The sequence below is a fragment of the Mycobacterium sp. NTMscope_MAC_269 genome (assembly GCF_976985695.1).
This window is the reverse complement of sequence record NZ_OZ335668.1, coordinates 4,698,594-4,724,180: the sequence shown is the minus strand read 5'-3', so window position 1 is coordinate 4,724,180 and position 25,587 is coordinate 4,698,594. Positions and strand designations below refer to the sequence as shown.

Annotated in this window: 18 protein-coding genes; 12 read left to right on the top strand and 6 right to left on the bottom strand. The window is 66.6% G+C overall.

Annotation, left to right across the window (positions count from 1 at the left end; genetic code table 11):
• Positions 1-5: 5 nt before the first annotated feature.
• The 4 genes from ACZ50Z_RS22340 to ACZ50Z_RS22325 all read right to left on the bottom strand — a co-directional run bounded on the left by ACZ50Z_RS22340 (position 6) and on the right by ACZ50Z_RS22325 (position 5,417).
• Entirely contained in the window at positions 6-2,393 is a 2,388-nt protein-coding gene (locus ACZ50Z_RS22340) for a hypothetical protein (protein ID WP_464485513.1), read from the bottom strand.
• Positions 2,390-3,124 carry an NUDIX hydrolase gene (locus ACZ50Z_RS22335; RefSeq protein ID WP_464485512.1) on the bottom strand — a complete coding sequence of 245 codons (735 nt, stop codon included), beginning with the start codon at positions 3,122-3,124 and terminating at the stop codon, positions 2,390-2,392. Before ACZ50Z_RS22335 ends, ACZ50Z_RS22340 begins: the two co-directional genes overlap by 4 nt.
• Before the next feature lie 405 nt (positions 3,125-3,529).
• Positions 3,530-3,781: a hypothetical protein gene (locus ACZ50Z_RS22330; protein ID WP_464486355.1), complete on the bottom strand. Its 252-nt coding sequence runs from the start codon at positions 3,779-3,781 to the stop codon at positions 3,530-3,532.
• A gap of 109 nt (positions 3,782-3,890) precedes the next feature.
• Positions 3,891-5,417 (bottom strand): putative alpha/beta hydrolase, encoded by a 1,527-nt coding sequence (locus tag ACZ50Z_RS22325; protein ID WP_464485511.1) that lies wholly within the window; start codon positions 5,415-5,417, stop codon positions 3,891-3,893.
• 155 nt (positions 5,418-5,572) lie between these two features.
• On the opposite strand from ACZ50Z_RS22325, the gene ACZ50Z_RS22320 reads away from it, so the two are divergent.
• The 12 genes from ACZ50Z_RS22320 (at position 5,573) to eccCa (ending at position 22,284) form a co-directional block, all read left to right on the top strand.
• Positions 5,573-7,015 carry a CCA tRNA nucleotidyltransferase gene (locus ACZ50Z_RS22320; RefSeq protein ID WP_464485510.1) on the top strand — a complete coding sequence of 481 codons (1,443 nt, stop codon included), beginning with the start codon at positions 5,573-5,575 and terminating at the stop codon, positions 7,013-7,015.
• Between the two features lie 24 nt (positions 7,016-7,039).
• Positions 7,040-7,549 (top strand): pullulanase, encoded by a 510-nt coding sequence (locus tag ACZ50Z_RS22315; RefSeq protein ID WP_464485509.1) that lies wholly within the window; start codon positions 7,040-7,042, stop codon positions 7,547-7,549.
• A gap of 38 nt (positions 7,550-7,587) precedes the next feature.
• A complete protein-coding gene (locus ACZ50Z_RS22310; RefSeq protein WP_464485508.1) occupies positions 7,588-9,558 on the top strand; it encodes a putative alpha/beta hydrolase in 1,971 nt (656 codons plus the stop codon).
• Between the two features lie 126 nt (positions 9,559-9,684).
• Positions 9,685-10,014, top strand: a complete 330-nt coding sequence (locus tag ACZ50Z_RS22305) for a DUF2563 family protein (protein WP_464485507.1) — start codon at positions 9,685-9,687, stop codon at positions 10,012-10,014.
• A gap of 249 nt (positions 10,015-10,263) precedes the next feature.
• On the top strand, positions 10,264-10,584 hold the full coding sequence (locus tag ACZ50Z_RS22300; RefSeq protein ID WP_464485506.1) for a hypothetical protein: 321 nt from the start codon (positions 10,264-10,266) through the stop codon (positions 10,582-10,584).
• A 123-nt stretch (positions 10,585-10,707) separates the two neighbouring features.
• Entirely contained in the window at positions 10,708-11,274 is a 567-nt protein-coding gene (locus ACZ50Z_RS22295) for a hypothetical protein (protein ID WP_464485505.1), read from the top strand.
• A gap of 470 nt (positions 11,275-11,744) precedes the next feature.
• The gene (locus tag ACZ50Z_RS22290) at positions 11,745-12,053 is read left to right on the top strand and encodes a hypothetical protein (RefSeq protein ID WP_464485504.1); all 309 of its coding nucleotides are present in this window, start codon (positions 11,745-11,747) and stop codon (positions 12,051-12,053) included.
• The gene (locus ACZ50Z_RS22285; RefSeq protein ID WP_464485503.1) at positions 12,043-14,424 is read left to right on the top strand and encodes a DUF5631 domain-containing protein; all 2,382 of its coding nucleotides are present in this window, start codon (positions 12,043-12,045) and stop codon (positions 14,422-14,424) included. Before ACZ50Z_RS22290 ends, ACZ50Z_RS22285 begins: the two co-directional genes overlap by 11 nt.
• 262 nt (positions 14,425-14,686) lie before the next feature.
• The gene (locus ACZ50Z_RS22280; RefSeq protein WP_464485502.1) at positions 14,687-15,463 is read left to right on the top strand and encodes a hypothetical protein; all 777 of its coding nucleotides are present in this window, start codon (positions 14,687-14,689) and stop codon (positions 15,461-15,463) included.
• Between the two features lie 273 nt (positions 15,464-15,736).
• A complete protein-coding gene (locus ACZ50Z_RS22275) occupies positions 15,737-16,579 on the top strand; it encodes a transglycosylase SLT domain-containing protein (protein WP_464486354.1) in 843 nt (280 codons plus the stop codon).
• A 2-nt stretch (positions 16,580-16,581) separates the two neighbouring features.
• Positions 16,582-18,069: a type VII secretion protein EccB gene (gene eccB, locus ACZ50Z_RS22270; protein WP_036457789.1), complete on the top strand. Its 1,488-nt coding sequence runs from the start codon at positions 16,582-16,584 to the stop codon at positions 18,067-18,069.
• Between the two features lie 3 nt (positions 18,070-18,072).
• Positions 18,073-22,284: a type VII secretion protein EccCa gene (gene eccCa, locus ACZ50Z_RS22265; RefSeq protein WP_464485501.1), complete on the top strand. Its 4,212-nt coding sequence runs from the start codon at positions 18,073-18,075 to the stop codon at positions 22,282-22,284.
• Here the strand turns inward: eccCa and ACZ50Z_RS22260 are convergent.
• The gene (locus ACZ50Z_RS22260) at positions 22,268-25,120 is read right to left on the bottom strand and encodes an MMPL/RND family transporter (RefSeq protein WP_464486353.1); all 2,853 of its coding nucleotides are present in this window, start codon (positions 25,118-25,120) and stop codon (positions 22,268-22,270) included. The two genes, eccCa and ACZ50Z_RS22260, sit on opposite strands and share 17 nt — an antisense overlap.
• Positions 25,113-25,493 (bottom strand): hypothetical protein, encoded by a 381-nt coding sequence (locus tag ACZ50Z_RS22255; protein WP_464485500.1) that lies wholly within the window; start codon positions 25,491-25,493, stop codon positions 25,113-25,115. The genes ACZ50Z_RS22260 and ACZ50Z_RS22255 overlap by 8 nt, the downstream gene beginning before the upstream one ends.
• Positions 25,494-25,587: the final 94 nt, after the last annotated feature.

Here is a 25,587-nt window from a genome sequence, read left to right as displayed (position 1 = left end):
GGGGCTCATACTCGGTGCTCTTGTTCGACCCGGCGGTCGGCGTCGTCGTGCGTGGCGCCGGATTCGGCGTGCCGGCCATGGGGCGGATCGGGGCGATCCAGGTCGGCGGGATCGGGCTGGCCGCGGAAACGATGCCACAGTCGCCGCCCTGCCAGCAGCACCAGCACCGCCGCGGCGGACAGCGTGATCGCGAACAGAATCTTGCCGTAGGCGTTGGAATGCACCGACAGCCGCACCGGCTCGCCCAGCCGCAGGCCGTCCGCCGTCCGCAGCGTCACGTCGACGGCGACCCGTTGGGTGAAGTTGACTTCGACCGGAATCCGCAGCGGGAGGTAACCGGGCGGCAGCTCGATCTGCCCGACATCGGTGACGTTCATGCCCGGCGGGGCGTCCACATGCACCCGCACCCGGATCGGAACGGTCAGGCCGTTGTGCAGCGCCAACGGCAGCGGGCTGTGCTCGGTCGCCAGCGTGTAGGAGCCGCCCGGGTTGACGATCGTGACGGCGCCGAACAGGTCGTTGATGGTCTTTCCGACCACGGCCAGGCGCTCCTGCGCCAAGCCGTTGCGGGAATCGGGCGGTTCGGACTGGCTCAGCGCGCGCAGCATGTCCTCGCGTAGCGGCGCGGTGTACTGGACGCCGGTCAGCCCGGTGCGGTCGTCGGTCATCAGCGCGGACGTCAACCCCCACAGCCGCCCGACCTGCCCGGCGATCGCGGCCGTGACGTCGTCGTTGAACTGGCCGCGCGCGGAGGCGTAGGTGCCGGCTTCATCCGGGCGTTCGGTGGGCGCCGAGGCGTCGGCGACCACCGCCGGCAGTGGGCGCGGCACCGCCAGCCCGGAGCGGATGGTGGTGCTCAGCGCGGTGAGCATGACCTGCGCGTCGTCGGCCTGCAGGTTCCAGGTGGCCGGCGGGACCAGGATCTGGGTGCGCGGCGCGGCGTCCTGCCGGAGCGCGTGCCAGAAGATCGAGCCCAAGGCGTCCTGGCGGCGCGCGGTCACCGAATCGTGCGCCAGCCGGACCGACAGGGACGGGTCCAGATAGGTGGGCACTTCGGGGCTGGATCCCGCGCCGGCCAGTGCGGCCCCGACGGCCGGATCGAAGGGCGCGACCACCACTTTGGGGGACAACCGCCGGGGCGCGGTGTCGACGGAGGCCTGCGTGTCGGCGGCCGACAGGTCGGCGGCGGCGATCGCGACCGTGCCCTCGTTGGCGCTGAGCAGTTTGACCGCGCGGCCGGTCAGCGGGGCGTCGGGCACCAGCGTGGCGCCACGGACGGAGGAGACGTCCAGGATTTTGTCGATGATGCTGTTGCCGCTGGTGGTGGCGGTGGCGGTGAGGCCGGGGTCGTTGACGCGTTGCAACGCATCCAGATCGGCTTGCGCGTAGGGCAACGGGGCGACGCAGGTCCGGTGCGCGAGCGCGCGCAGGCGGTTCAGCCATTCGGACGCGGTGGCCTGCCCCGTGCCGGGGTGGGTCGGGGTGCCGGGAAGTTGAGCCGGGCCGTCGGGCGAATTGGACACGACGTAGCCGGCGGTCATCGCGTTGACGGTGACTAGCAGGTCGGGGTCGATCGCCAAACACAGCGCGCGGCCGACGGCGCCGTCAGGGTCGACGTCGTGACTGGTCGCGACCTCGGCAGCCGACAGCAGGATGTCGAGCCGACCCCCGGTGGCCAGGGAGGTGGCCAGGTCGTCGTCGACCAGTCGGATCGGGATGGTTCCCCCGGGCACGCCGGGCGCCAGGCGGGGCCGGTCGGCCAGCGGCCACAACATGGTGATTCCCACCGGCTTGGAGGTGTCGGGCGCGACGGCGGAGCCCACGTCGTCGGCGCGGTCGGGCGGCACGCCGACCGCCGGCAGCAGGAAGCGCGCGTTGTCCAGCCGGGCGGGAGCGCCGTAGTCGGGGGTGCCGTTGGCGTTGACCAGGAGCGGATAGATGCCGGGCTTCTCCACTCCCAGCGACGGCTTGGTCAGCGCGCGCAGCGGCGCCGACAGGGTGAAGCCGACCTTTTGCCCGCGCTGCAGTTCGGGCGCCACGGTGAGGAAGTCGGCGGCGGCCTCGTACCCGTCGGTGTCGCCGTCCAGGGTGGTGCGCAGGCCCGCGGAGGTGGTGATCGCGCCGGCGTGTTCGAGGCGGACCATGACGTCGCGGACGGGGCGGTCGCCGATGTTGATCACCATGCCGCTGACCGTCACGACGGGCGGACTGGTCGTGGTGACCACATCCGGGGTGACCTGGTCGATGCGAACCCGGACGAACGGCGTCACCCCCGGCTCGCCCGCGGCCGCGGGCGGAACCACCGGCCCGGCGAGTGCCGCAAGGCCGGCCACGATGCCGAGCACGGCCGCGATGCGCAGCAGGCCTGCCCAACAGAAAAGCGGCGCCGTCACGGCCCCGGTCCGTGGCCGTTCTTCCGACCCGTGGCCGGTTTGTCCGAATGCCGGGTCCGCGAGTGTGTCTGCGGGCGGCGCCGCGGCGCGCTAGGCGGCAGCGGGGGAAGCGCGGCCGGGCCGTCGCTTTGCAGCTTGTCGATCAGTTCGTCGGCGACGCGGGCCAGGCGGCGTTCGTCGGCGTAGGCCAGCCGCGACGGCAGTTCTTGCATGGGCACCCAGGCGACCTCGGCGACTTCGAGGTCCTCGTCGGAGAGCTCTCCGCCGGAGAAGCGCATTAAATAGTGGTGCACGGTCTTGTGCACGCGGCGGCCGTCGGTGACGAACCAGTAGTCGATGCGCCCGAGCGCGGCCAGCACGCTGCCCTTGATGCCGGTCTCCTCGGCTACTTCTCTAATGGCGGTCTGTTCGGCAGTCTCGCCGAGTTCGATGTGTCCCTTGGGCAGTGACCACAACATTCGGCCGCGCCGGTCGATGCGCCCGATCAGGGCGGCGACCTGCGCGTCGCGCGGCCCGTCGAGCCCGTCGATCACCAACCCGCCGGCCGACGTCTCGTGCACCGTGCGCAGGCGCTCCGGGCCGTGCCGGGACGCGCGGGATCGGCGCGGTTTGGTGGCTGTCGAATCGCCGGTTACTTGACCGTTGGTCTTTTTTTCGGGCGAAGCCGCAGCGCCACGACCGCGGCGCCGTCCCCGGCGCCGACGTGGTTTGCCTTGTTCGCCGTCCGACACCCAAGCGATAGTAGCTGGCACGGCATGCTCTCCTGGACATACTCGCCGCTGAGTGAGCGCGGATGCTCAGGACGGAATACGTCTCGTCAGATCGGGCCTATCGCTTGGGCGACGACAAAAGCCGGGATGAAAATCAGGAGCGACAACGGGCCGGACAAGCTGCCAATCACCATTCCGCGGCCGACCTGGCCCCACTTGCCTGGTGCCCTCGCAATAACGGCGCAGATGGCGGCGTATGCCAGTGTTATCGGAAGAACGAAGATGGCGTATGGCCACATCGGAAGGCAGATCAGCCAGGTGACTAGCTCCACGACAAAGACGTGGGCGATAGCGACCGCAAAAGTCAGGGGACCATACCGAACATTGGATATGCTCGCTCCGGATGTATTTGTCAACTGTTGCCTTTCAGCGCAGGATCAAGTAAGCGAAAATCGTTCCACCCGCGAGCACTATGATGGAACAAGTCGAAATGCTAAGGGCGAGACCACGATTGCGCGACGAAGGCGACCTCAGCAGCGCGGTGCTGATCAGCAAAAACCCCAAAGTCGTTACAACGGTTGTGGTCAGCATCCATGCGCGCTCGCCGGCGTACGCGCTATGCGTGTTGAACGGCCACTTGCCCAGTAGCCACATCGCGATAAGCAGCGATCCCAACATTAGTTGGATGACAAACGGCGCCGACAACGTAGCCATGCGCCAGGCGCGCGCATCCAAGTCGCGAACTCGAAGGAGAGACGGCATTTTTGCTGCTTTCATTTTCTCGTGGTCATGCAGGAACTGCGCTTCGTGTGGGCAAAGGAGGCACCGAAGGGCTATCGGTGACAGGGCCGAAATCGGTCGCGGGGAGCGGAGTCGGCACGTCGTATTTCGGGTTCCATCCGCCGGTGTCGAATGGCGCGAACGCTCTGCCACCAAGGGGACCTACGTCGTGGTGCCTGAACAGGTTCAAGGCTGGCCCTGCCGAGCTACCGGATCGTGCGGGGTCGATCAATATTGTGCGGCTGCCACCAGGCAAGTCTTGGTAGGCCTCCAACGATGGATAGTTAGTGCGCGTGCCATTCACTTGCACTCCTTCGGGACCCGGCGTGAACACAAGGTCTCCGTTGACAGTGATCGTGTGCCCGGCCAACGGACCCTTCGGATCGGCTGTGAACCCTGGCGCGAAGGGATTGCCCGCGTCGTATTTGATGCGAACCGACCCGTCCGAGAGTTGAGTAACACTGCCTTTGGGTGTGCCGACCTTGACCGTGCCCGGCGCCCCGGTAGGGGTCTCCTCGACAGAGGGATTCTGACGCAGAACCACGATCCCGTTTTCATAATCGATGTAGGTCGTTACCTTGGTGTCCTCTGGGTCAAAATGTTGATCGGGTCCACGGTTATTACCAAGGTCCCGATTGCCAGTGAGGGAACTGGTCACATCCCGATGTTCGATCCATTGCGATACGCGCACCACCCCCTGGCCGGGGACTGGCCGAATCTTCACGACCTCGATCTGCGATTTGGCACCTTTGAACTTCGGGTCATAGGTCTGAGAGTCCAGGGCCGCCGCCGTCTCCCAGTCAGCCGCGGACGTCGGTTCCCGGCCGAAGACCTGTTTGAATGCCTCGATCTGATTGTGACGGCGTTGCTCATCCTGCGGGTTCTGTGGGGGCGCCTCCGGGATGTCACCACCGACAGCCTGGATCGGTGCCTCGTATCCGTCCTGCGTTCGTAGATTGCCCATTGAGGTCTGTAGGTGCCGCGAATACTGATTGCGAATAGCGTTGAGCTTGCTTAAGGACGCCTTGGTGTCATTAATTGCATGCTGCTCGAGGCCGTTGATGTAGTGGTCGAGCAGATTCCTATCCGAGGCGGTTAAGTGTGGATTTTTCTCGAGCTCGACGGCCTCACCAATCTGATCGTCCAGGCCCTGCAGCGCTCCTTCGAGCGTCGAAATCTCACCCTTTCCCGATCGCTGTGCTTCGGCCAGCGCGACCGCGATGTTTTCCAGATCGATCCCGATCTTGGGCAACTGAGCGGCCTGCACGCCGAGCGAGGTTCTGGCGCGCCGCACTTCAGCGGCATCGTTGATTGGATTCTCGCCGTTCTCGTGTGTCCACGCCGCCTCGAAGTGGTCCTGTGCCTGACGGAATGCCGCTTCGGCTTCGGCGGTGGACCGGGCCGCGTCATGAAAGGCTTTTGCGAGATTGGCGATCTGGGCGGGTCGGCCGCTCTGCAATGTGCCGTTGATCTTCCACGGGTCGCCACCCGCGAACATGATCAGTGCGCCCTTGCTTATGTATCGAAGATGCACCGCATCGTCCCGCCGTTCACCCTCCTTGTCGTGCGTAACGCTACTACCGCGAATCGCCAGGTCAACTCACCTTCGGCGCGCACCAGCCACGCCGTCGGCGGGTGCGAGGCTCCTCACACAGGCATTTCATCCCCAGCCGACTAGGCTGATCGAACGTGCCTGACGCCGCCCAGGATGCCGAGCTGCTGACCGCCGCCGCGGTCGCGCTCAATAGGCATGCGCCCATGCTGACCGAGCTCGGCTCGGCATTCGACGCCGCAGGCCATGAGCTCTACCTCGTCGGCGGATCGGTACGGGATGCCTTGCTGGGCAGGTTGAGTCCCGACCTCGACTTCACCACCGACGCGCGCCCCGAGCAGGTGCAAAACATCCTGCGGCGATGGGCCGACAACCTGTGGGACACCGGGATCGAATTCGGCACCGTCGGCATCGGCAAGGGCGACCATCGCCTGGAGATCACCACGTTTCGCGCCGACACCTACGACCAGGTGTCGCGAAATCCCGAGGTGCACTACGGCGATCGCCTCGAGGACGATCTGGTGCGCCGCGACTTCACGGCCAACGCGATGGCGGTGCGCATCACGCCGGAGGGGCCGGGCGAATTCCTCGATCCCCTCGGTGGTTTGGCGGCGCTGCGCGGCCGGGTGCTGGACACCCCCGCCGCGCCCGAGGTGTCTTTCGGCGACGACCCGTTGCGGATGCTGCGGGCGGCGCGGTTCGTCTCACAGCTCGGCTTCACCGTGGCGCCGCGCGTGCGGGAGGCGATCGAACAGATGGCGCCGCAGCTGGCTCGGATCAGCGCCGAACGCGTGGCCGCCGAGTTGGACAAACTGGTACTCGGCGACGACCCCACGGCCGGGATCGATCTACTGGTGCAAACCGGCATGGGCGAGGTGGTGCTGCCCGAGGTCGGCGGCATGCAGATGGCCATCGACGAACACCACCAGCACAAGGACGTCTACCAGCACTCGCTGACCGTGCTGCGCCAGGCGATCGCCCTCGAAGACGACGGCCCGGATTTGGTGCTGCGCTGGGCCGCGTTGCTGCACGACATCGGCAAGCCGGCCACCAGGCGCCACGAAGCCAACGGCGGGGTGAGCTTCCATCACCACGAGGTCGTCGGCGCCAAGATGGTCCGAAAGCGGTTGCGGGCCTTGAAGTATTCCAAGCAGATGGTCGAGGACATCTCGCAGTTGGTGTATCTGCATTTGCGCTTCCACGGCTACGGCGAGGGGAAGTGGACCGATTCCGCGGTGCGCCGATACGTTACCGACGCCGGTCCGCTGCTACCTAGGCTGCACAAACTGGTGCGCGCCGACTGCACGACGCGCAACAAGCGGCGGGCCGCGCGGCTGCAGTCCAGCTATGACCGGCTCGAGAGCCGGATCGCCGAGCTGGCCGCCCAGGAGGATTTGGCGCGGGTGCGCCCCGACCTGGACGGCAACCAAATCATGGAACTGCTGGGCATCCCGGCGGGGCCGCAGGTCGGCGAAGCCTGGCGGTTCTTGAAGGAGCTGCGCCTGGAGCGCGGGCCGCTGGACACCGACGAGGCGACCGCAGAGTTATTGGCGTGGTGGCAATCTCGGGGGAACGGCTAGCGGCGACTGCGCGTCCGAATAGTCGTGGACTACTGCATCGGTGGCGATGACGGCGCGGCGGCGATCTGGCACGGACAACCCGACCTCGACCTGGATCACGACGGACGCTTCGAATCGATCGGGATCGACTTCGACCACGACGGGCTGCGCGACGACGCGCTCGCGGATCTCGACGGCGATGGTCTCGTCGATCACGCCGTGCTCGACCTCGACAACGACGGCACTCCCGAGGCCTACTTCACCGACGACGGTTCCGGGACGTGGGCCGTGGCCATGGATCGCGGCGGCCAATTGCGCTGGTTCGGCCTCGACGGTGTCGAGCACACCGGCGGCCCGCTGGTCGACCTCGACGGTCACGGGCGTTCCGATGACCGGTTACTCGATACCGATGGCGACGGGCTGGCCGACCGGGTGCTGCGCTCTGACGACGACGGCGTGACCGGATACGTCGACACCGACGGCGACGGCAAATGGAACGTCCGCCTGACCGACACTGACGGTGACGGTCTCGCGGACGGGGCGAGTTCCCTATGAGGTTGCTGGCGTAGCGATTTCGTTCGGCGGCCGCTGCGATGGAACTACGCTACATAAGCATCCCGTTTCTCGTCGCTGAGGCCGGTGGTGATCCGTGGTCGCTCAACGGCGGCCTGCAGGCCGGTCGCCCGGGACAGATCTCCGATTTAGCGCGAGCCTTCCGTGCCGCCGGGGCCAGCACGAGCGAAGCTGCCGCCGCATTTGAGGCCGCGCGGCATCAGTTCGACGCGTCGTGGGGCCATCGCAGCGGCGAGCACCCGATCAACGACTCCGCCGAGGTGCAGCGGATGACCCGGACGCTGGGTCTGCAGGCCGAGCAATTGCCCACGATCGCAACCGATTTGGAGAACATCGCCGCGGTGCTGACCGAGGCGCAACGGACTGCCGCGTGGTACGTCGGCGCGTTGGAGTACGACCTCGACGTGATCGACGACGAAGTCTGCGAAGCCCTTGCTGCCGGTGACCACTGCGACGTCGACGATCTTCGTGAAGACGCCGTCATCGAGACGAAGGCGATCGTATTCGTGCTCGGGCAGATTCGTGACCGATATGCGACGGCGCTCGGCGCGGCGCTGCGCCGTCTGCGAACAGACGGCGCTGATGCGGCCGAGATCAGCGGTGTCGACGAACTGTTGATTCCACCGCCGGACGCACGCCCGGAACTGGTCAAACAGTGGTGGGATTCGTTGAGTACCAGCCAAAAACAGCTCCTGATCGATCAACACCCGCCCGAGTTGGGCAACCTCAACGGCATTCCGGCCGACGTGCGGAACTCGGTGAATCAGGCGGCGATGAACGACGACCTGCACGCGGTCGAAGTCATCGCCCGTCAGCGCGGGCAAGATCTACAAGCGCTCCGCAACAACGCACTCAACAACCAGAATGCGGATCTGTTCACCAATCCCGGGAAGTACGGATTACGCGGCACCGACATCGTCAGATACCAAAATGCGGTGAAGGCTGACGACTTCCTCGAGCGTGACAACAAGGCTGAAGGGTCTTCGATTATGCTGTGGGCGTACGACCCGCTGGCCTTCGACGGCAAGGGCAGGGCGGCCATCGCAATCGGCAACCCCGACAAATCCCGGAATACGGCCGTCATGGTTCCGGGGACCAACAGCAGCGTCAGGGGAGGGTGGATGTCCGACGGGCCCGACGACGCCATCAACCTCTACCAGCAGTCGATGAAGGCCGACCCCGACCACTCCACGGCGGTTCTGGCGTGGATGGGTTATGACGCACCCGAATTCGACCACCCGCATTGGGAACGGGCACTCACCCACCCAGCCGAGCTGGAACAGGTCGGCACTCCATGGAGGGCGCGGCAGGCCGGTGCGCTGCTGGCCGCCGATGTCAACGGCCTCGCGGCAACCCATGACGCGGCGATGTCGAGCCATGTGACCGTCCTCGGACATTCCTACGGGTCCACGACCGTGGCCGACACGTTCGTCCACAGCGGCATGCGTGCCAACGATGCGGTGCTAACCGGTTGCCCGGGAACCGATTTGGCGCGCAGTGCCGCCGACTTTCACCTCGACGGCGGCAGGGTGTACGTGGGTGCGGCATCGACTGATGCGATCAGCTGGATCGGGGAGTCGGGCATTGGACTTCCGAATGGGCTGAACGAGGCGCTCGGGGGACCGCTGGGCCCCTGGGCCGGACTGGGCGCCGACCCAGCCCACGACGCTTTCGGAGCGGTGCGCTTTCGCGCCGAAGTCGCCGGCTCGCATAGCCCCACGCCGTGGTTCAGCGACCACGCGCACTATTTCGACATGGGCAGCGAAGCGCTGCACAACATGACTCAAATCGTCACCGGCCATGGTGATCGGCTGGCGGCTGAAGGCATGCTCGCCGACGACCGAGCCCAGGCGCGGATCGCGATTCCTCGCCAGGTCCACACCCCGTTGGGGACCATCTCGCTACCGCATGTCGAGATTCATGTGCCCATTGCCGTCGACCCGGAATGGGATCGCCCGGCGCGCACGGTCACCAACGAGCATGGGTTCTAGAAGAGATCGGATTCGTCGGGGCGTCGCCCGGTGAATTGACCACTAGCTAGCGGGCGTTTAGCCTGGTCAAAAGGCCTAGAGGTCGCAGACCGGGACCGCGACGGTCGATGTTTGGAAGGAGTGCCGATGTTCGTCAATACGGAGCAGTTGCACTCGGGAGGCAACCAGTCGCACCGCGCGGGTGGGCACGCCCAAGAAGGGGCCGATCACCTCGCCGGAGGAACCCTGGCATCCGGGATGTTCGGAGACTTCGAAGCGGCCGACAGCTTCCACACTGCCGTGACCGCCGCACACGGGCAGCACGTGAAAAACCTTCAGGGACACAGCGAGACGCTGACCGGAGTCGGCACGAAGGCACATCATGCGGCGAACGGATTCACCAACATGGATGAGCAGAACGCTGCCGAACTTAAGGCGGTGCGACCGAGTTCGGGTCCGTCGACACTGAACGGCTGAGGAAGGCTCGTGGCGGAAGAGCAGCCCTGTAATCCGGTTGGGGGCCATTCTTTCGGTCAGTGGGCACCGGGTTACCCGCCTCCGCCACAACAGCGCTCCCGGTTCTGGCCGACCATCGCTGTGGGTGCGCTCGTTATAGCGGTGGTCGCGGCGATAGTGGCGGTCGCTGCGCTAGTTGTGGCTACGACCCGAATGCCAACGTCTACCTCGGCGCCTAGTACGAGCGCGCCTACCTACAGCGTCGCCGAAGTGTCTGCGGCGCACCAAAAGTTGTGCGACGCCTACAAGCTCGCTGCACGTGCAGTGCAAATCGAGACAAACGGCGATAACCAGGCATTGGCGGGCATCGCCACTGTCAATGGCGCACTAATACTGGAGCACGCGTTGAGTGCAACCCCTGCGATCCCAGTTGGCGAGCGTTCTGCGGCGGTGGCGCTGGCGGAGGCGTACAGCAATGCCCAAGCCACGGCTGCGACGGTACGTCAGCGTGATGATCCCTTGTGGCAGTCGACGATCGGCGATGTCAACGCCAAGGATGCCGGCATGCAACGGGTATGTGGGAGCGGGTGAGCCCAGCCCGGTCCACCCGTGACGATGCCTGACAGCTGTGGTTGCTCGACTATTGGAGCGGATTGCGTACACAATCCTTTGACAGATGATCTCGACACGGCATGCCGACTATGAGGAGGATGTATGGCGGAGGATTTGCCTCCAACTTCGGGGGGGCCAACCGCGGGCCCGCCGCCGAATCCGATGCAGTGGCCACCACCGTTTCCCATGCAGCCGCCGCCACGCCCGCGGGCATGGTCAGCGATCATCCTGGCCACGATTGCCGTCCTGCTGGGTGCAGCGGCTCTGGTTGTTGCGCTGACGCGGACTGTGGGAAGCCCGTCGACGACCTCTGCAACTACTTCTACGCCCCCTTCGTACACCGCGGAGCAAACGGCGGCAGCGCATCAGAAGTTATGTGATGCCTACAAGTTGGCGTCGCGCGCAGTGCAAATAGAGACGAATGGCACTAACCAGGCGTTCGCAGGAATCGCGACCGTCAATGGCGCAGTGATGTTGCAAGAAGCCGTGAATAACAATCCGGGGCTTGCTCCGAGTGAACGTGCCGCCGCGCTCGCTTTAGCTGAGGCCTACAGCAACGTTGCGGCCACATCCAGCTTGGCGGGCGGCCAAGATCCAGCATGGCAATCTGCCTTGAACGATGCCAACGCCAAGGATGCTTCGATGAAAAGGGTCTGCGGGAGCGGGTGACCATACCTCCGCGTCAGTCCGGCTGATTGATCCTTAGTCAGTTAGCTGTTCAACTATTGGAGTATCGGAGCAAATCTCCGGGGGCCGAAAGGGGTTAGTAGAGCGCCAGGACAGTCCACTTCGTAGTGAATTGCTGTCGTCGCGTTGCCTGCCTCACTATTGAAACGATAAGGGTGCCGGGCACTCGGAAACGGGACTTACCGCGCTGCCGACGAATAGGGGGACGGATGGAGGGCGACGCGCCTTCGGGCTTCGGTCAGGGGCCAGCCGCACAGCGGCCTGCGGGGAACGGGCCACCTCACCCAGTTGAGCAGCCCGCGACGCGCTCACGCCCGTGGCTGGCGATTGCTGTTGTGGCGACGACTGCGACAGCTGTCGCTGCACTGATCGTGGCGCTAACTCGGTCTGCGCATCCGAATTCGTCGACGTCCATCCCTACGGAACCGACTCATACCGCTACGGAAACTGCAGTGGCGTCACAGCGGCTTTGCGATACCTACAAGCTGGCCGCCAGAGCCGTCCAAGTTGATACAAACGGCAGCGATAAGGCGTTCGCGCGCACCGCCCTTACGAACTCCGCCATCCTGCTTTACAACGCAACCAACGACCCTGCTCTGGACGAACAGCACCGCGGTGCCGCCGGGGCGCTAGTAACGGCGTACCTGACGGACACGGCGAAGAGCAGCGAGGGAGTCGCCCCCGATTCCGAATTTCAGGATGCTGTCGCCGACGTGAACGCAGAGGACGCGGCAATGAAAAAGGTATGCGGTGTGGGCTGACCTTCCGCCGGGCACCTGGACGGCTGCGCTAATTGGACCGTGGTGGCCAGCGCCGTCGACGGCACTACGGGCCGGTGCCCAACATTGGGGTGAAGCATGCGCGGAGCAGCAGCTCTATTCGCAGACCTTGCGCACCCAGTGGACGTTATTCGCGGCGCAGAATCAGGGGCATACGGCAGACGACCTTATAGACCGCTTCCAGCAGGGCGAGAAGTTTCACCTGGACCTCGCCGAGAAGTATCAAACAAAGGCATCGGCATTCAATTCTGCCGCCGACGCCACTGACTATCTACGAAGTAGATTGGCAGAGATTGCGAATTCGGGTAATAACGAGATCAATCAAATACTTGCGTCGAAGAAGTTGCTTCCGCAAAAGTTAGCGGAAATACAAGCTGTACAGGCGCGCTGTAACGCGGATGCCGGGAACGCTAGTCGTGACGCGCTCGACAAGATGACGGCGGCGACGCAGAAAATCCTCAATGTTGAAGGTATAGGGGGCGACGCTCGGAGCTGGGCGCGTGCCAACGGCTTGAACGTCGACGATCCTCCTCCACCGAGCCCGATCAGTGAGCATGACTTGAATTCGGCTACACCCCAACCTGGAGGCTCAGGTACGCAAGCGCTTGGGGGTGGCACGGAGCGGGGTGGGGGTGCGTCGGCCGCGGCATCCGGGGGTTCAGGCGTGGGCGGAGGACAAGGCCGCGTTGGTTCTTCGCCGGGAGGCGGCGCGCCGGCTCGGGTGGCAGCTCTCGGTGGCGCCGGGGGCCACGGTGCTGAGGTGTCAGGTGGCGGTGGCGGTGGAGCAGCGGGACCATCGTCAGCGGTCAGCGGCCTGCAGGGGCATGGTGTACAGATGCCGGGTGGCGGTGGGGCAACGGGACCATCGTCAGCGGTCAGCGGCCTGCAGGGGCATGGTGTACAGGCGCCGGGTGGCGGTGCGACAGCTGGGCCATCATCAGGGGCGCCAGTGGGTGGCCTTCAGGGCCACGGCACACAGTTCCTGGGTCCGTCACCAGGAGCCTCGACGGGTGTGCCGACCGGCGCGCCGTTGTCGGGTGGCGCAGGAACCGTATCGCCAGGGATGTCAGGCATTCAAGGCGGCGGCATGTCGATGTCGCCGGCTGGACTCGGCCAAGGCCCTCAGCCCAACCTGGCTCAATCCTTCACATCCGGCTTCGCGACTGGCCAGGCGACAGGCCCTGGGGGACAAGCATTTGCAACGGGGACGTTTAACGCGTTCGATGGCGGGCCGCCTCAGACTTCTCAGGGAATGCCGGCAGTTGCGCCGACCGTCCCCAGCGCCGGAGCGTTCATTGCGGCAACGCCTCCCGTCGACGCGCCCCCGGCTGCAGCCCCGGCCCCGATGACAACTGGCGGAGCGACTCCGGTAGCGCCGGCAATGATGACCGGGGGTTCGTGGTCGCCATCGGCAGCGTCAGTGAGCGGGTCGTCGATCCCTTCAGGTTCGTTGCCCGCCTACGGTTCTGACCTACGTCCACCCGTCGTGGCACCCCCGTCGGTGCCGTCCGCCCCGGCTGGTCCGATCTCGGGTGCGCCGGTAGCACCACCGTCACCGGCGTCGTCCCCGTCGGCCGGTGGGCCGCTGGTCTCGCCCGTGGAACGAACCGCTTCCGGCGCCGCCGCGGGGCAGGCGGGCGCGGGCTCGTCGGCGATGGCCAGCGCATCGGCCGCATCCGCGGCAACGGGCGCGACGGCAGGCGCGGTATCCGGCCGGGCGGCCGAACAGCAGCGACTCCAGCGGCTCGTCGATGCGGTCGCTCGTCAGGAGCCGCGACTGTCATGGGCGGCCGGCCTCCGTGAGGACGGCACCACGACGCTGGTCACCGATCTCGCCGGCGGATGGATGCCGCCACACGTGCGGGTGCCCGCCCACGTAACCCTGCTCGAGCCGACCCCGCGGCGCCATGATGCCAACGTCGTCGACCTGCTCGGTGCCATCACCGTGGCGGCGGCCCACCACGCCAACACCTATGTCGCAGAGCCGGGTTCCGACGAACCCGCGCTGAGCGGCGATCGTCCGGCTCGCTCGGCGGCGCCGCAAGTCGATGAGCTCGGCCCAACCTTGGTTGAAGCGGTGCGCCGCCGCGACGGCCTGCCGCGAATCGCGCAGGCCGTCGCCGCGCCCGCGGTACGAAAAACCGGCGTGCTGGAAAGCGAAATCGAAATGTTGCGCGAATGCGTCGCCGACATTCAGCACTCGGTGCTGGCCGCATATCCCCATCACGATCCGGCGGCCGTCGGGGATTGGATGCTTTTAGCGGCGATCGAGGCGTTGATCGACGGCCACGAATACCTCACGAATTACCACATGGCCTGGTTTGACGCGATCAGCCACCGAAGCGGTTCATAGCGCATCCTCGATCGTTGGGTGAATACCGCCCGCGACGTCTTGTGCCAAAATGACGGTACGAGCATTCGAATCGCCTGAATAGGCACCGAACGGTTGCGAGTGCTGCGACTGGGGTGGAGGTGAGATTGTGGGCAGTCCCGGCGGACCCATCCGATCCGATTTGCCAACCACTTTTGGGCTAGGCAGCGGACCACCTGCGTCCATTCCGAGGCCGTTTCCTGTTCCGCCGGGCGGTGCCTCGCCCGCCGACGGCGGGCAGGGGATGGTCGGAGCGGCAGGCAACACTGGCGTCCCTCAAGACGCCGCGGATGCCGAAGCGGCAGACGCGGACCGCAGAGCTCATGCCGCCGACGCCGCGGCGAAGTTCCCGGCCAATGAGGCAAACGGGCAGCAAGAGATGCAGATGATCCAGCAAATGCTGTCCAGCGTGACGGGTGCGATGGGTGGCGCGATGGGCGGCGTCATGGGCCCGATGACTCAGCTTCCCCAGCAGGCGATGCAGGCCGGCCAGAGCGCCCTGCAGCCACTGATGAGCGCGGTTCAGGGCGCACACGGCGCCGCCTCCCTCGCCGACAGCGCCCACCTGGTCGACAGCGTCGGAGCGGGCGGCGGCGGACTGGGCGGTGGAGCCGGTGGCGGTGCAGGCCTCGGCGGCGGCGGCACGGTTCCGGCCAGCTCGCTGGGCCCACCGCCCGTGCCGACATCGTCGCCGCCGACCACACCGGCCGGCGCCAAAGTACCGATCGCGCCGGCAACCGGCGGCATGCCCGCCATGCCCGGACAGACGGGAATGACCGGGATGCCGATGATGCCGCCGGGCGCGATGGGCGCCGGTGGCGAAGCTGGCAACAAGGACAAGCCGGTCGAGAAGCGCGTGACCGCCCCGGCGGTGCCCAACGGCCAGCCGGTCAAGGGCCGCCTGACGGTCCCGCCGAGCGCGCCGGGCAGCAAATCCGGCGAGGCCAAGCCGACGGTCGTCACCAACAGGCCCAACCGCCGGATCGTGATCATGCCGTCCGAGGACGAATCCAAGGACTAGCCGCAGCCCACTGACAGGTGAGTGGTTCGGCGGTACGACCGGCAGTAGGGTCGCTACGTAATCGCGGCCGACCGGCGCCAAGTCATATTGGGTTGCCCGTTATTGACAGCAGAACTGTCGATACGTGCATGCTATGAGGTACGTCTGCAGCGACCGCGGAATTCGCGGTCAGGAGGGTGTGGGAGTACTAGCTCGAGTGTCCGGCAAGGATGCGGCGCCGTCACGGCGCACAGGTGGATTGGGGCGGGGAAGTCGATGACCGATCCCCGGAGAATGCAAGCGCTCGCGGCGTTGGCCCGCGCCCACAATCTGTTCGCCGGCACGACAATAAGTCCCCGCATCGATGACGTGGCAGCGCAGACGGACGCGATACCGCACCACGCCACGACGCTGCCGCGCGCGGCGGCGACCCGCTCGGGCGCCTCGATACAACTGCTGAACCACTCAAGCCACACCGATCGGGCGCTGGGGGAGATCATCGCGGCCGCACGGGCCGATCACGCGCACGGCCGGGCGGCGACGCGGGCGGTCCTCGAAGACGCCCGGTCGGACGCGACGCCCGCCGCCGATACGCCGATGGGCCGGCGCGAGGCCATGGCCCGCACGGCGGCACGGCTGCGGACCCAGCATCGACACATCGCACGATCGCGCAGGCGCGCAAGGCTGCTCGCCCTGAGGCTGCGACGATTGCACTACCGACACAGGCGGTCGACGACGATACACGGCAACCCAGCCAGCGGACGCCAAGCGGTGTTGGCGGCCATCCGTAAAGCCCTGGATTTAAAAGGCATTCATAACCCGGCGGCGCGTGCGCGCTGGGAACGCGGCATGGATCTGGTGGCCCGCCGCGAGTCCAACTACGACGCCAACGCGATCAACAATTGGGATTCCAACGCGGCGCGGGGCACCCCGAGCAAGGGCGCCTGGCAATTCATCGCGCCCACGTTCGCGGCCTATCACCAACCGGGCACCTCGCGCGACATCCACAACCTCGTCGCGCAGGCCTGCGCGTTCATCAACTATGCGATGGGCCGCTACGGCGTTGCCGCCGACGCGTCGAATCTCGCCGATCGGATTCAGCAGGCCGATCCTCACCGATCACCCAAGGGGTACTGAGCATGCCGCTGAGTTTGTCTAACCGCGACCAGAACTCTGGGCACCTGTTCTACAACCGGCGGCTGCGCGCGGCGACCACCCGCTTCTCGGTGCGCATGAAACACGACGACCGTAAGCAGACGGCCGCACTGGTGCTGTCGGTACTTCTGGTGGCCATTGCGTCGGGCTGGATGCTGCTGCTGAACGTGCTGAAACCCACTGGCATCGTGGGTGATTCGGCGATCATCGGCGACCGTGATTCCGGGGCGCTCTACGCCAAGATCGACGGCCGGCTCTACCCGGCGCTGAACTTGACGTCCGCACGGCTGGCGACGGGCACGGCGAATCAGCCCACATGGGTGAAACCCGCTGAGATAGCGAAATATCCGACCGGGCCGCTGGTCGGCATCCCGGGGGCTCCGGCGGCGATGCCGGTCCATCGCGGTGCGACCTCGGCCTGGGCGGTATGCGACACCGCGGGGCGCCCTCGCAGCCCGGAAAGGCCGGTGGTCACCTCGATCGCCGGCCAGCTCGACGCCTACGACCGCGCCACTCCGCTGCGCGACGACGCCGGGCTGTTGGTCACGTTCGAGGGCAACACCTATGTCATCTGGGGCGGCAAACGCTCCCAGATCGATCCGGTCAACCGGGCGGTCACGCTCAGCCTGGGCCTCGACCCGGGAGTGACGCTGCCGGTGGAGATTTCGCGCGCCCTGTATGACGCGCTGCCGGCGACCGAACCGCTCGGCGTCCCCCAAGTGCCCCTAGCGGGGACGCCGTCGACGTGGGTCTCGGGTTCGCAGGTGGGTGCGGTGCTGCAGGCCCAAACCGCAAGCGGCGGCAAGCAGTTCTACGTGCTGCTGCCCGAGGGCGTGCAAAAGGTCACCAGCTTCGTGGCCGACCTGTTGCGCAGCGCCAACTCCTACGGGTCGACGGCGCCGCGCGTGGTGACCCCTGACGTGCTGGTCAACATCCCCGAGGTGACTTCGCTGGCCGTCGATTACTACCCGACCAAGCGCCTGAATTTCATTGACACCGCAGCCGATCCGACCACCTGCGTCGGCTGGGAGAAGGCGTCGACGGATCCGCGGGCCCGCGTCGTGGTCTATAACGGGCGGGGACTGCCGACACCGTCCTACCTCGACAACCGGATCGTTCACTTGGTGCGCGACGACCGCGACCCGGCATCGGTGGTCGCCAACCAGGTGCTGGTGTTGCCGGGCGCGGCGAACTTCGTGACATCGACCAGCGGCGTGGTCACCTCGGACTCTCGCGAATCGCTGTTCTGGGTGTCCGACAACGGGGTTCGGTTCGGAATCGCCAACGACGAGACGACGCTGCGGGCGCTCGGGCTTGATCCGGGTTCGGCGGTGCAGGCGCCCTGGCCGCTGCTGCGGACATTCGCGTCGGGTCCCGCGCTGTCCCGGGAGGCAGCGCTTGTAGCGCGTGACACCGTGCCGGCGCTGGGCAAGGTGGCTGTGGTGACGACATCGGCGAAGCCGGGAGGCTAAAGAATGTCCAAGAAAGCGTTCCCCATCAACCGCGTCAAGATCGAGCCGCCGAAGCCGGTTCGGGTAGCACCCAGCGCACCCATCGCGCTGCCGGAACGCGAGCCGCGCAACATCTGGGTGATGATCGGAGTGCCGGCGCTGATCGTCGCGCTCATCGGCACCATCGTCATGCTCTACGTCTCCGGGGTCCGCAGCCTGACCACCGGGTTCTTCCCGCTGATGGGCATCGGCGCGTTCAGCATGCTGGCGTTCTCCGGCCGCTTCGGCCGAGCCCGCAAGATCACCTGGGGCGAAATGGAAAAGGGCCGTCGCCGCTACCTCCGCGACCTCGACGGCAACCGCGACGAAATCCAGACCGCGGTGTGCGCCCAACGCGAATGGCAGAACTCCGTGCACTCCGACCCACGCGGTTTGGGCGCCATCATCGGCGGCCCACGCATGTGGGAGCGCGGTCGCGCCGACGCGGACTTTTTGGAGGCGCGGCTGGGCACGGGCGTGCAGCACGCACCGGACTCGGTGCTTTCGGTGACCTGGCCCGACATCGCTTCCGACGAGGAGCTCGAACCCGTCACCGGGCAGGCATTGCGCGATTTCATCTTGGAGCAGCGCAAGATTCGCGATATCGCCAAGGTGGTGAACCTTCGGTCGGCCCCGGGCTTCAGCTTCGTGGGCGAGGACCTGGACCGGCTGCGGTCACTGATGCGCTCGGTGCTGTGCTCGCTGGCGGTATTCCACAACCCGCGCGACGTCAAGCTGATGGTGGTGACGCGCAATCCCGAGGTGTGGTCGTGGATCGTGTGGCTGCCACACAACCTGCACGACGAGCTGTTCGACGCGTGCGGTTTTCGGCGCCTGGTGTTCGCCACACCGGAGGAACTCGAAGAGACGCTGGGCGCCGAGTTGCACATGAAGGGCAAGCGCGGCGCCTGGACGCCGCTGGCCGCGGCCAGCCCGACCGCCATGGGATCGGCCCTGGAAACCGCCACGGACACCGTCGATTTGGGACCGCACCTGGTGATCGTCGACGACAACACCGGCAGCCCCGACGCCTGGGAGAGCGTCGTCGGACAGGTCGGTAAGGCGGGAATCACCCTGCTGCGCATCGCCTCCCGCGTCGGCACCGGTGTGGGCTTCGCCGCCGACCAGGTGTTCGAGCTCAGCGAACGGCACAGCTCACCCAACGGCTCGGTCAACGGCGAGGTCGCCCTGCACCGGAACGGCTCGGACTCCGACGGAGAAGACGGCCGCCCGGCCCCCCTGCTGCGGGTGCGCAACAAGTTCTTCGCGCACGCCGACCAGCTCTCCGTGCACCGCGCCTACCGGTACGCGCGGGCGATGGCGCGCTGGTCACCGACCAGCCGCAGCGAGATCGCCGATTCCGTCAGCGGCGCAACGGAATTGCTGCGCGCCCTCGGCATCAGTGACCCACGTGACCTGGATGTCGACCGGCTATGGGCCGAGCGGCGCGGCCGCGGCGACGAGCGTTGGTGCGAGGTCCCGGTCGGCGCCAAGCCCAACGGCGAGCTGCAGAACGTCACCATCCGCGCCAAAGACTTCGGCGGCTTCGGATTCCACTCCGTGGTCATCGGGACCAGCGGTTCGGGCAAGTCGGAGTTCTTCTTATCTCTGGTCTACGGCATCGCGCTGACCCACTCCCCGGAGACCTTCAACGTCATCTTCGTCGACATGAAGTTCGAGTCGGCGGCCCAGGACATCCTCGGCATCCCCCACGTGGTGGCCGCGCTGTCCAACCTCGGCAAGGACGAACGCCACCTGGCCGAGCGGATGCGCCGCGTCATCGACGGTGAGATCAAGCAGCGCTACGAGCTGTTCACCTCGGTGGGCGCGCGCGACGCCAACGACTACGAGGAGATTCGGCTCGCCGGGCGCGACCTGCCCCCGGTGCCGGTTCTGCTGGTCATCGTCGACGAGTACCTGGAGCTGTTCGCCAACCACGAGAAGTGGATCAACCTCATCATCCACATCGGTCAGGAAGGCCGCGGCGCCAACGTGTTCTTCATGCTGGGCGGCCAGCGCCTGGACCTGTCCTCGCTGCAAAAGGTCAAGTCCAACATCGCCTTCCGCATCGCGCTGCGCGCCGAGTCCGGTGACGACAGCCGCGAGGTGATCGGCTCGGACGCCGCCTACCACCTGCCGTCGAAGGAGAACGGCTTCGGCCTGCTGAAGGTGGGGCCACGCGATCTGGAGCCGTTCCGCTGCTTCTACCTCTCCGCCCCGTTCGTGGTGCCGAAGACCAAGGAAGTCGCCGAGACGGTCGACATGACCCTGACCAAGCCCCGGCTCTACAACTGGCAGTTCCAGCCGTTGGACGCCGCGGACGCCACGGCTCTGGAAGCCGCCGCCGCCGTCGACGCCGAACCCGACGAATTCCTGTACTACGAGGACGGTTTCAAGCGGAAGAAGATCGTCGATGTGCTGCGGGAGTCGTTACACAACGTGCCACACCGCTCCCCGCGCCGACCCTGGCTGGAGCCGCTGGAAGAGCCGGAGCCGATCGACGTTCTGGTCGCGGGGTACCGGGGCAAGCCCTGGCACGTCGATTACGGGCGTAACCCGGGCCTGATGTTCCCGGTGGGTGTCATGGACATCCCCGAGGAGTCCAAGCAGATCGTGCACGCGGTCGACGCACTGCGCAGCAACGTGATCGTGGTCGGCGCGAAGCAGCGCGGAAAGACGACCACCTTGATGACGCTGATGTGTTCGGCGGCAACGATGTACAGCCCCGCCCGCGTCACGTTCTTCTGCATCGGCGGGGCGACCCTCGCCCAGGCCGCGTCGCTGCCGCATGTCACCGACATCGTGTCGCCGAAGGACGCCGAGGGCATCGAACGCATTTTGAGCAGCATGGACGCGTTGATCGATGCCCGCGAAGACTCGTTCCGCCGGCTCAAGATCGACCTCGACGGTTTCCGCGAGCGCCGGTTCGCGCCCGGCAGCGACGGGCTGGGCGGCACCGACGCCAACGACCCGTTCGGCGATGTCTTCGTGGTGGTGGACGACTACGACGACTTGTATTCGAAAGACACCGTCCTGGGCGACCGCATCATCTCGCTGAGCAGCCGCGGTCCCGAATACGGGGTACACGTGATGTGCAGCGCCGGCGGCTGGATTCACGGGCAGCGACAAAGTCTGCTGCAAAACGCCACGGCGCGAATCCAATTGCGGTTGGCCGATCCGAGCGAAAGCCAGATGGGCCACTCGTCCCTCGAGTCGCGGGACGCGGCGCGTCGGACGCTGAACCGCCCCGGCTTCGGTCTGACCGACAGCCTGCACGAGCTGCGCGTCGGCGTGCCGGCGTTGACCGACCCGGCCACCGGCGCGATGGTCAGCATCGTCGACGTCGGCGCGCGCATCGCGGACGTCGCCGGCGTCACCAAGCATGCAACCCTGCAGCGGCTGCCACAGCGGGTGGAGCTCAAGGCGATCCTCGAATACGAGGCCGCCCACCCGATTGGTGACGACCTGTCGATCTCGTTTGCCATCGGCGAACGCCACGAGCTGGGGCCGGTCCCGATCAAACTGCGCGAAAGCCCGGGCGTGATGATCCTGGGCCGGCAGGGCTGCGGAAAAACCTTGTCACTGGTCTCAATTGGTGAGGCGATCATGAATCGGTTCGGCCCCGAGGAGGCACAGCTGACCCTGATCGACCCCAAGACCGCCCCGCATGGCCTGCGGGATCTGCACGGGCCGGGCTATGTGCGCGCCTACGCCTATGACCAGGACGAGATCGACGAGGTGATCACGGCGCTGGCTCAGCAGGTGCTGCTGCCGCGGCTGCCCCCCAAGGGACTGAGCCAGGAGGAGCTGCGCGCGCTCAAGCCGTGGGAAGGGCCAAGGCATTTCGTGCTGATCGACGACATCGGAGATCTGCGCCCGGATCAGAGTTACCCGCCCAAACCTCCGGTGGGTGCGGCGTTGTGGAAGCTGATGGAGCGTGCCCGTCAGATCGGCCTGCACGTGTTCACCACTCGCAACAGCGCGAACTGGGCGACGCTGCAAATGGATCCGTGGATCAGGTTCCAGAACTCGGCGAAAGTCGCTCAGCTTTATATGGACAACGACCCACAGAACCGGATCAACCGCAACGTGCGCGCCCAGGCGCTACCGCCGGGTCGTGGGCTTTTGGTCAGCGCCGACGGCGACGTCGAAGGCGTGCTGGTGGGGCTGCCGTCGTCGGTCATATCCCCGCAGTAACCAGCTGCGGCTCAGGGGCTTTCACCCCCGCGGCCACGGACCGGCGGGGGAGTGGGCTCGGCCACCAGAACCACCGACCCAACAGCGCCACGATGGACGGCACGATGAACGCCCGCACCACCAGGGTGTCGAGCAACAGCCCGACCGCGATCGTCGTGCCGATCTGGGCGATGCTGAGCACGCTGCTACTCAGCAAGGCCAGCATGGTCAGGCCGAACACGATGCCGGCGACCGTCACCACCCCACCGGTGCCGCCGAAGGCGCGAATGATGCCTGTCCTCAGCCCCGCCGCCGCTTCCTGCTTGATGCGCAACGCCAGCAACAGGTTGTAATCGGCGCCGACGGCGATCAGCGCGATGAACGCGATCGGGGCGACGGCCCAATGCAGATCCTGATGGAGCAGGTGCTGCCAAATCAGCACGCTGGCACCGATCGCCGAGGCATAGGACAACACGACGGTGCCGACGACGACGAGCCCCGCGACCGGACTGCGCAGCATCGCGGTGACGATCAAGAAGATCAACACCAGCGCGGCGCCGACCAGCAGGGTGGTGTCACTCGCGACGAAGCGCTGCAGATCGGCGGTCACCGGCCCGACGCCGGCGAGGTCGACCTCCACCGGCGTCAGCGTGCCTTCCTTGGTGGCCTCCTTGATGGCGGCGTGGACCTTGTCCGCGCGGTCGGCGCCGTCGGCGCCCCACTCCGACCCGCCGCCGTAGACGAGAAGGTAAGCGGAGCGGCCGTTCTCGGAGATGAGGTGGCGCAGCACGGCGGCGTACCGGGGGTCGGTCAGGGCGCGCTGCGGCATGTAGAAATCCGCCGCGGCGCTGCCCTGAAATTGCGTGGCGATCTCGTTCATGTAATCGGTGAGTTGACGCATCTGCGGCCCGAGGGTGTCCGTCAGGCTCAGGAGGTCGCGAGTGGCGGATCGCGCCTGTCCCAACGCGTCTTTCATTGCCGTCACGCTTTGCGGCAGGCCGGCCATCGCGGCTGCGGCCGTGCTCGATCCACTGGTCAGTTTCGTCGCGCCGGCATCGAGCTGCGAGGAGGTCTGCACCAGGCTGTCGACGGGTTGCAGCACCCGGTCCACCGTCGAGCAGATCGGATTGACGGCGCAGTCGGGGGTCCGCACGACGAAGTCGCGCAGCGGGTCGAGGTAGCCCGACACCGTGGTGACGTTGCGCTGCAATCCGTCCATTCCGGCGCGCATGTCGGTGGCGGCGCCGGACATGTCGGCCAATCCCGCGCTGCCGCCGCGTAAGCCGTCGCCGAGGCCGTCGACGGCGGCCTGGGTCTGTGCCAGCGCGCCATCCAATTCGGAAACCCGCTGCAGACGCTGGGTCAACGAATCGATCGTGTCGCCGAATTGGCGGCCGAGCACGCCGGCCTGATAGCTGAGGGTGGCCTGTTCGGGCACCTTGCCGTCGGGGCGGCTGGCGGACTGCACCGCACGCACACCCGGGACGGCCATGATGTGGCGGGTGATTCGCTCGATGGCGATCAATCCGGCCGGGTTCCGCAGGTCGTGATCGGCCTCGACCGCGATGACATCGGGCAACAAGGCGTTCGGCGCGAAATGCCGGTCGGCGCCGGCATAGCCGCGGTTGGAATCGGTGAACGACGGTGTGGCGGCGGGTTCGTTGAAGCCGACGCGCATGCCGGCCAGCGGCAGCGCGACCAAAAGGGTCAGTCCCAGCGCGGCGACCAGGATCGGGCCGGGCCAGCGGGCCACGGCGGTGCCGACGCGACGCCAACGCCGCGCTGTTCTCGACGGCCGCGGTTCGAGGTATCCGCGTCGCACGGCCACCGCCATGAGCGCGGGCGTCAGGGTCAGCGCCGCCAGCATGGTCGTCAGAATGCCGATGGCACAGGGCAATCCGGCGCTGCGGAACGAGCCGACGTGAGCAAACACCAGGCACGCCAGTGCCACCGACACGGTCAGCGCCGATCCGATCACGACGGGCGCGATGGAACGGTAGGCCTGCGTCAACGCCTGGCCCGGCGCGACACCGCGACGGCGTCCTTCGTGATAGCGACCGACCAGGAAGATCGCGTAGTCGGTGCCGGCACCCAGCGTCATGGCCGCCATGAGCGCCACCGAAAACAGCGACACTTCAACAATATTGGCCTGGCCCAGCGCGGCGACGACGGCACGTGCGAGGGCCAGCGCAAGTCCGACCGAGATCAGCGGTATCGCGGCGGCCACCGGCGAGCGGTATACCGTCAGCAACAACAGCAGAATGAGACCGATGGTAGCGGCGGTGATTCCGAGCATCTGCCGGTCGATCGCGGAGAATTCGTCGACGATCGTGGCCCCGGGGCCTGTGACATGCACTTCCAGACCGGCCGGCGGCGAAAGCTTCTGGACGGCGGCGCGCACGGAATTCACCGAATCGCGCGCCTGCGAGGTTCCCAGCATCCCGGCGAGTCGCACCATCACACTGACGGCCCGGCCGTCCGCGCTCTGCGCACCTGCGGCCGTCGCGGGCTGTGACCAGAGGTCGGTGACCGCATAGACGTGACGGTGATCGGCACCCAGCGCCGTCGTCAGCGCGTCATAGAACTGGCGGTCGTGCGGCGTCAGCCGCTGATTGCGTTCCAGCACAACGTAAACGAAGTTGTTGCTGGGCGTCTGGTTGAACAGCTGGGCGGCCCGGGCGGCCGCCACCGCGCTCGGCGCGGTCGGCGGCATGAACGATCGGGCGTGGGAGTCGACGACTCGTTCCAGTTGGGGCACCGCCAGATTGGCAGCACCCGCCACCAAGACCCAGAGGCCGACGACCAGGGCCGCGTACCGACCGGTCAGCCGCGCAAGGATCCCCGACCGGTCATGCAACGGTCTGCCGATCTCCGGCGGGCCCGCCGAAGAGGCCCACGGCCACATGTTCGCCACGAGACAGCGATCGCACCCGGACGGAGCGGCGTGACCCGATCCTCACCAGCGCGTGCAGGCCGGGCTCGGCGGCCTCGAGATCGGCCCGCACTTGTTCGGCCGACGCGCCCTCGTGGGCCGCCTGGTCCAGCTTGGCCACCAGCATGGTGATCCAGCGCTGGCCGAGCGAAAGCATCAGGCCCTCCGCGTCGCCGAATAGCTCGGGCACCTCGGATGAGTTGTCGATCAACACAAGTGCCGCCTGGGGGTCCGTCTCGGCGGCCTTGATGACTTCGGCCATGAAGGCCATGCGGTCGTGCAGCAGTGTCCATGTCATGACTCGACGCTAGGAAAACGGCCGCCCCCGCGCGTCGTGCCGAAGTGCAGTCTTTGTCTCCTACCAGGGGCGGAGACGGGTGCCGTCCGCAGGA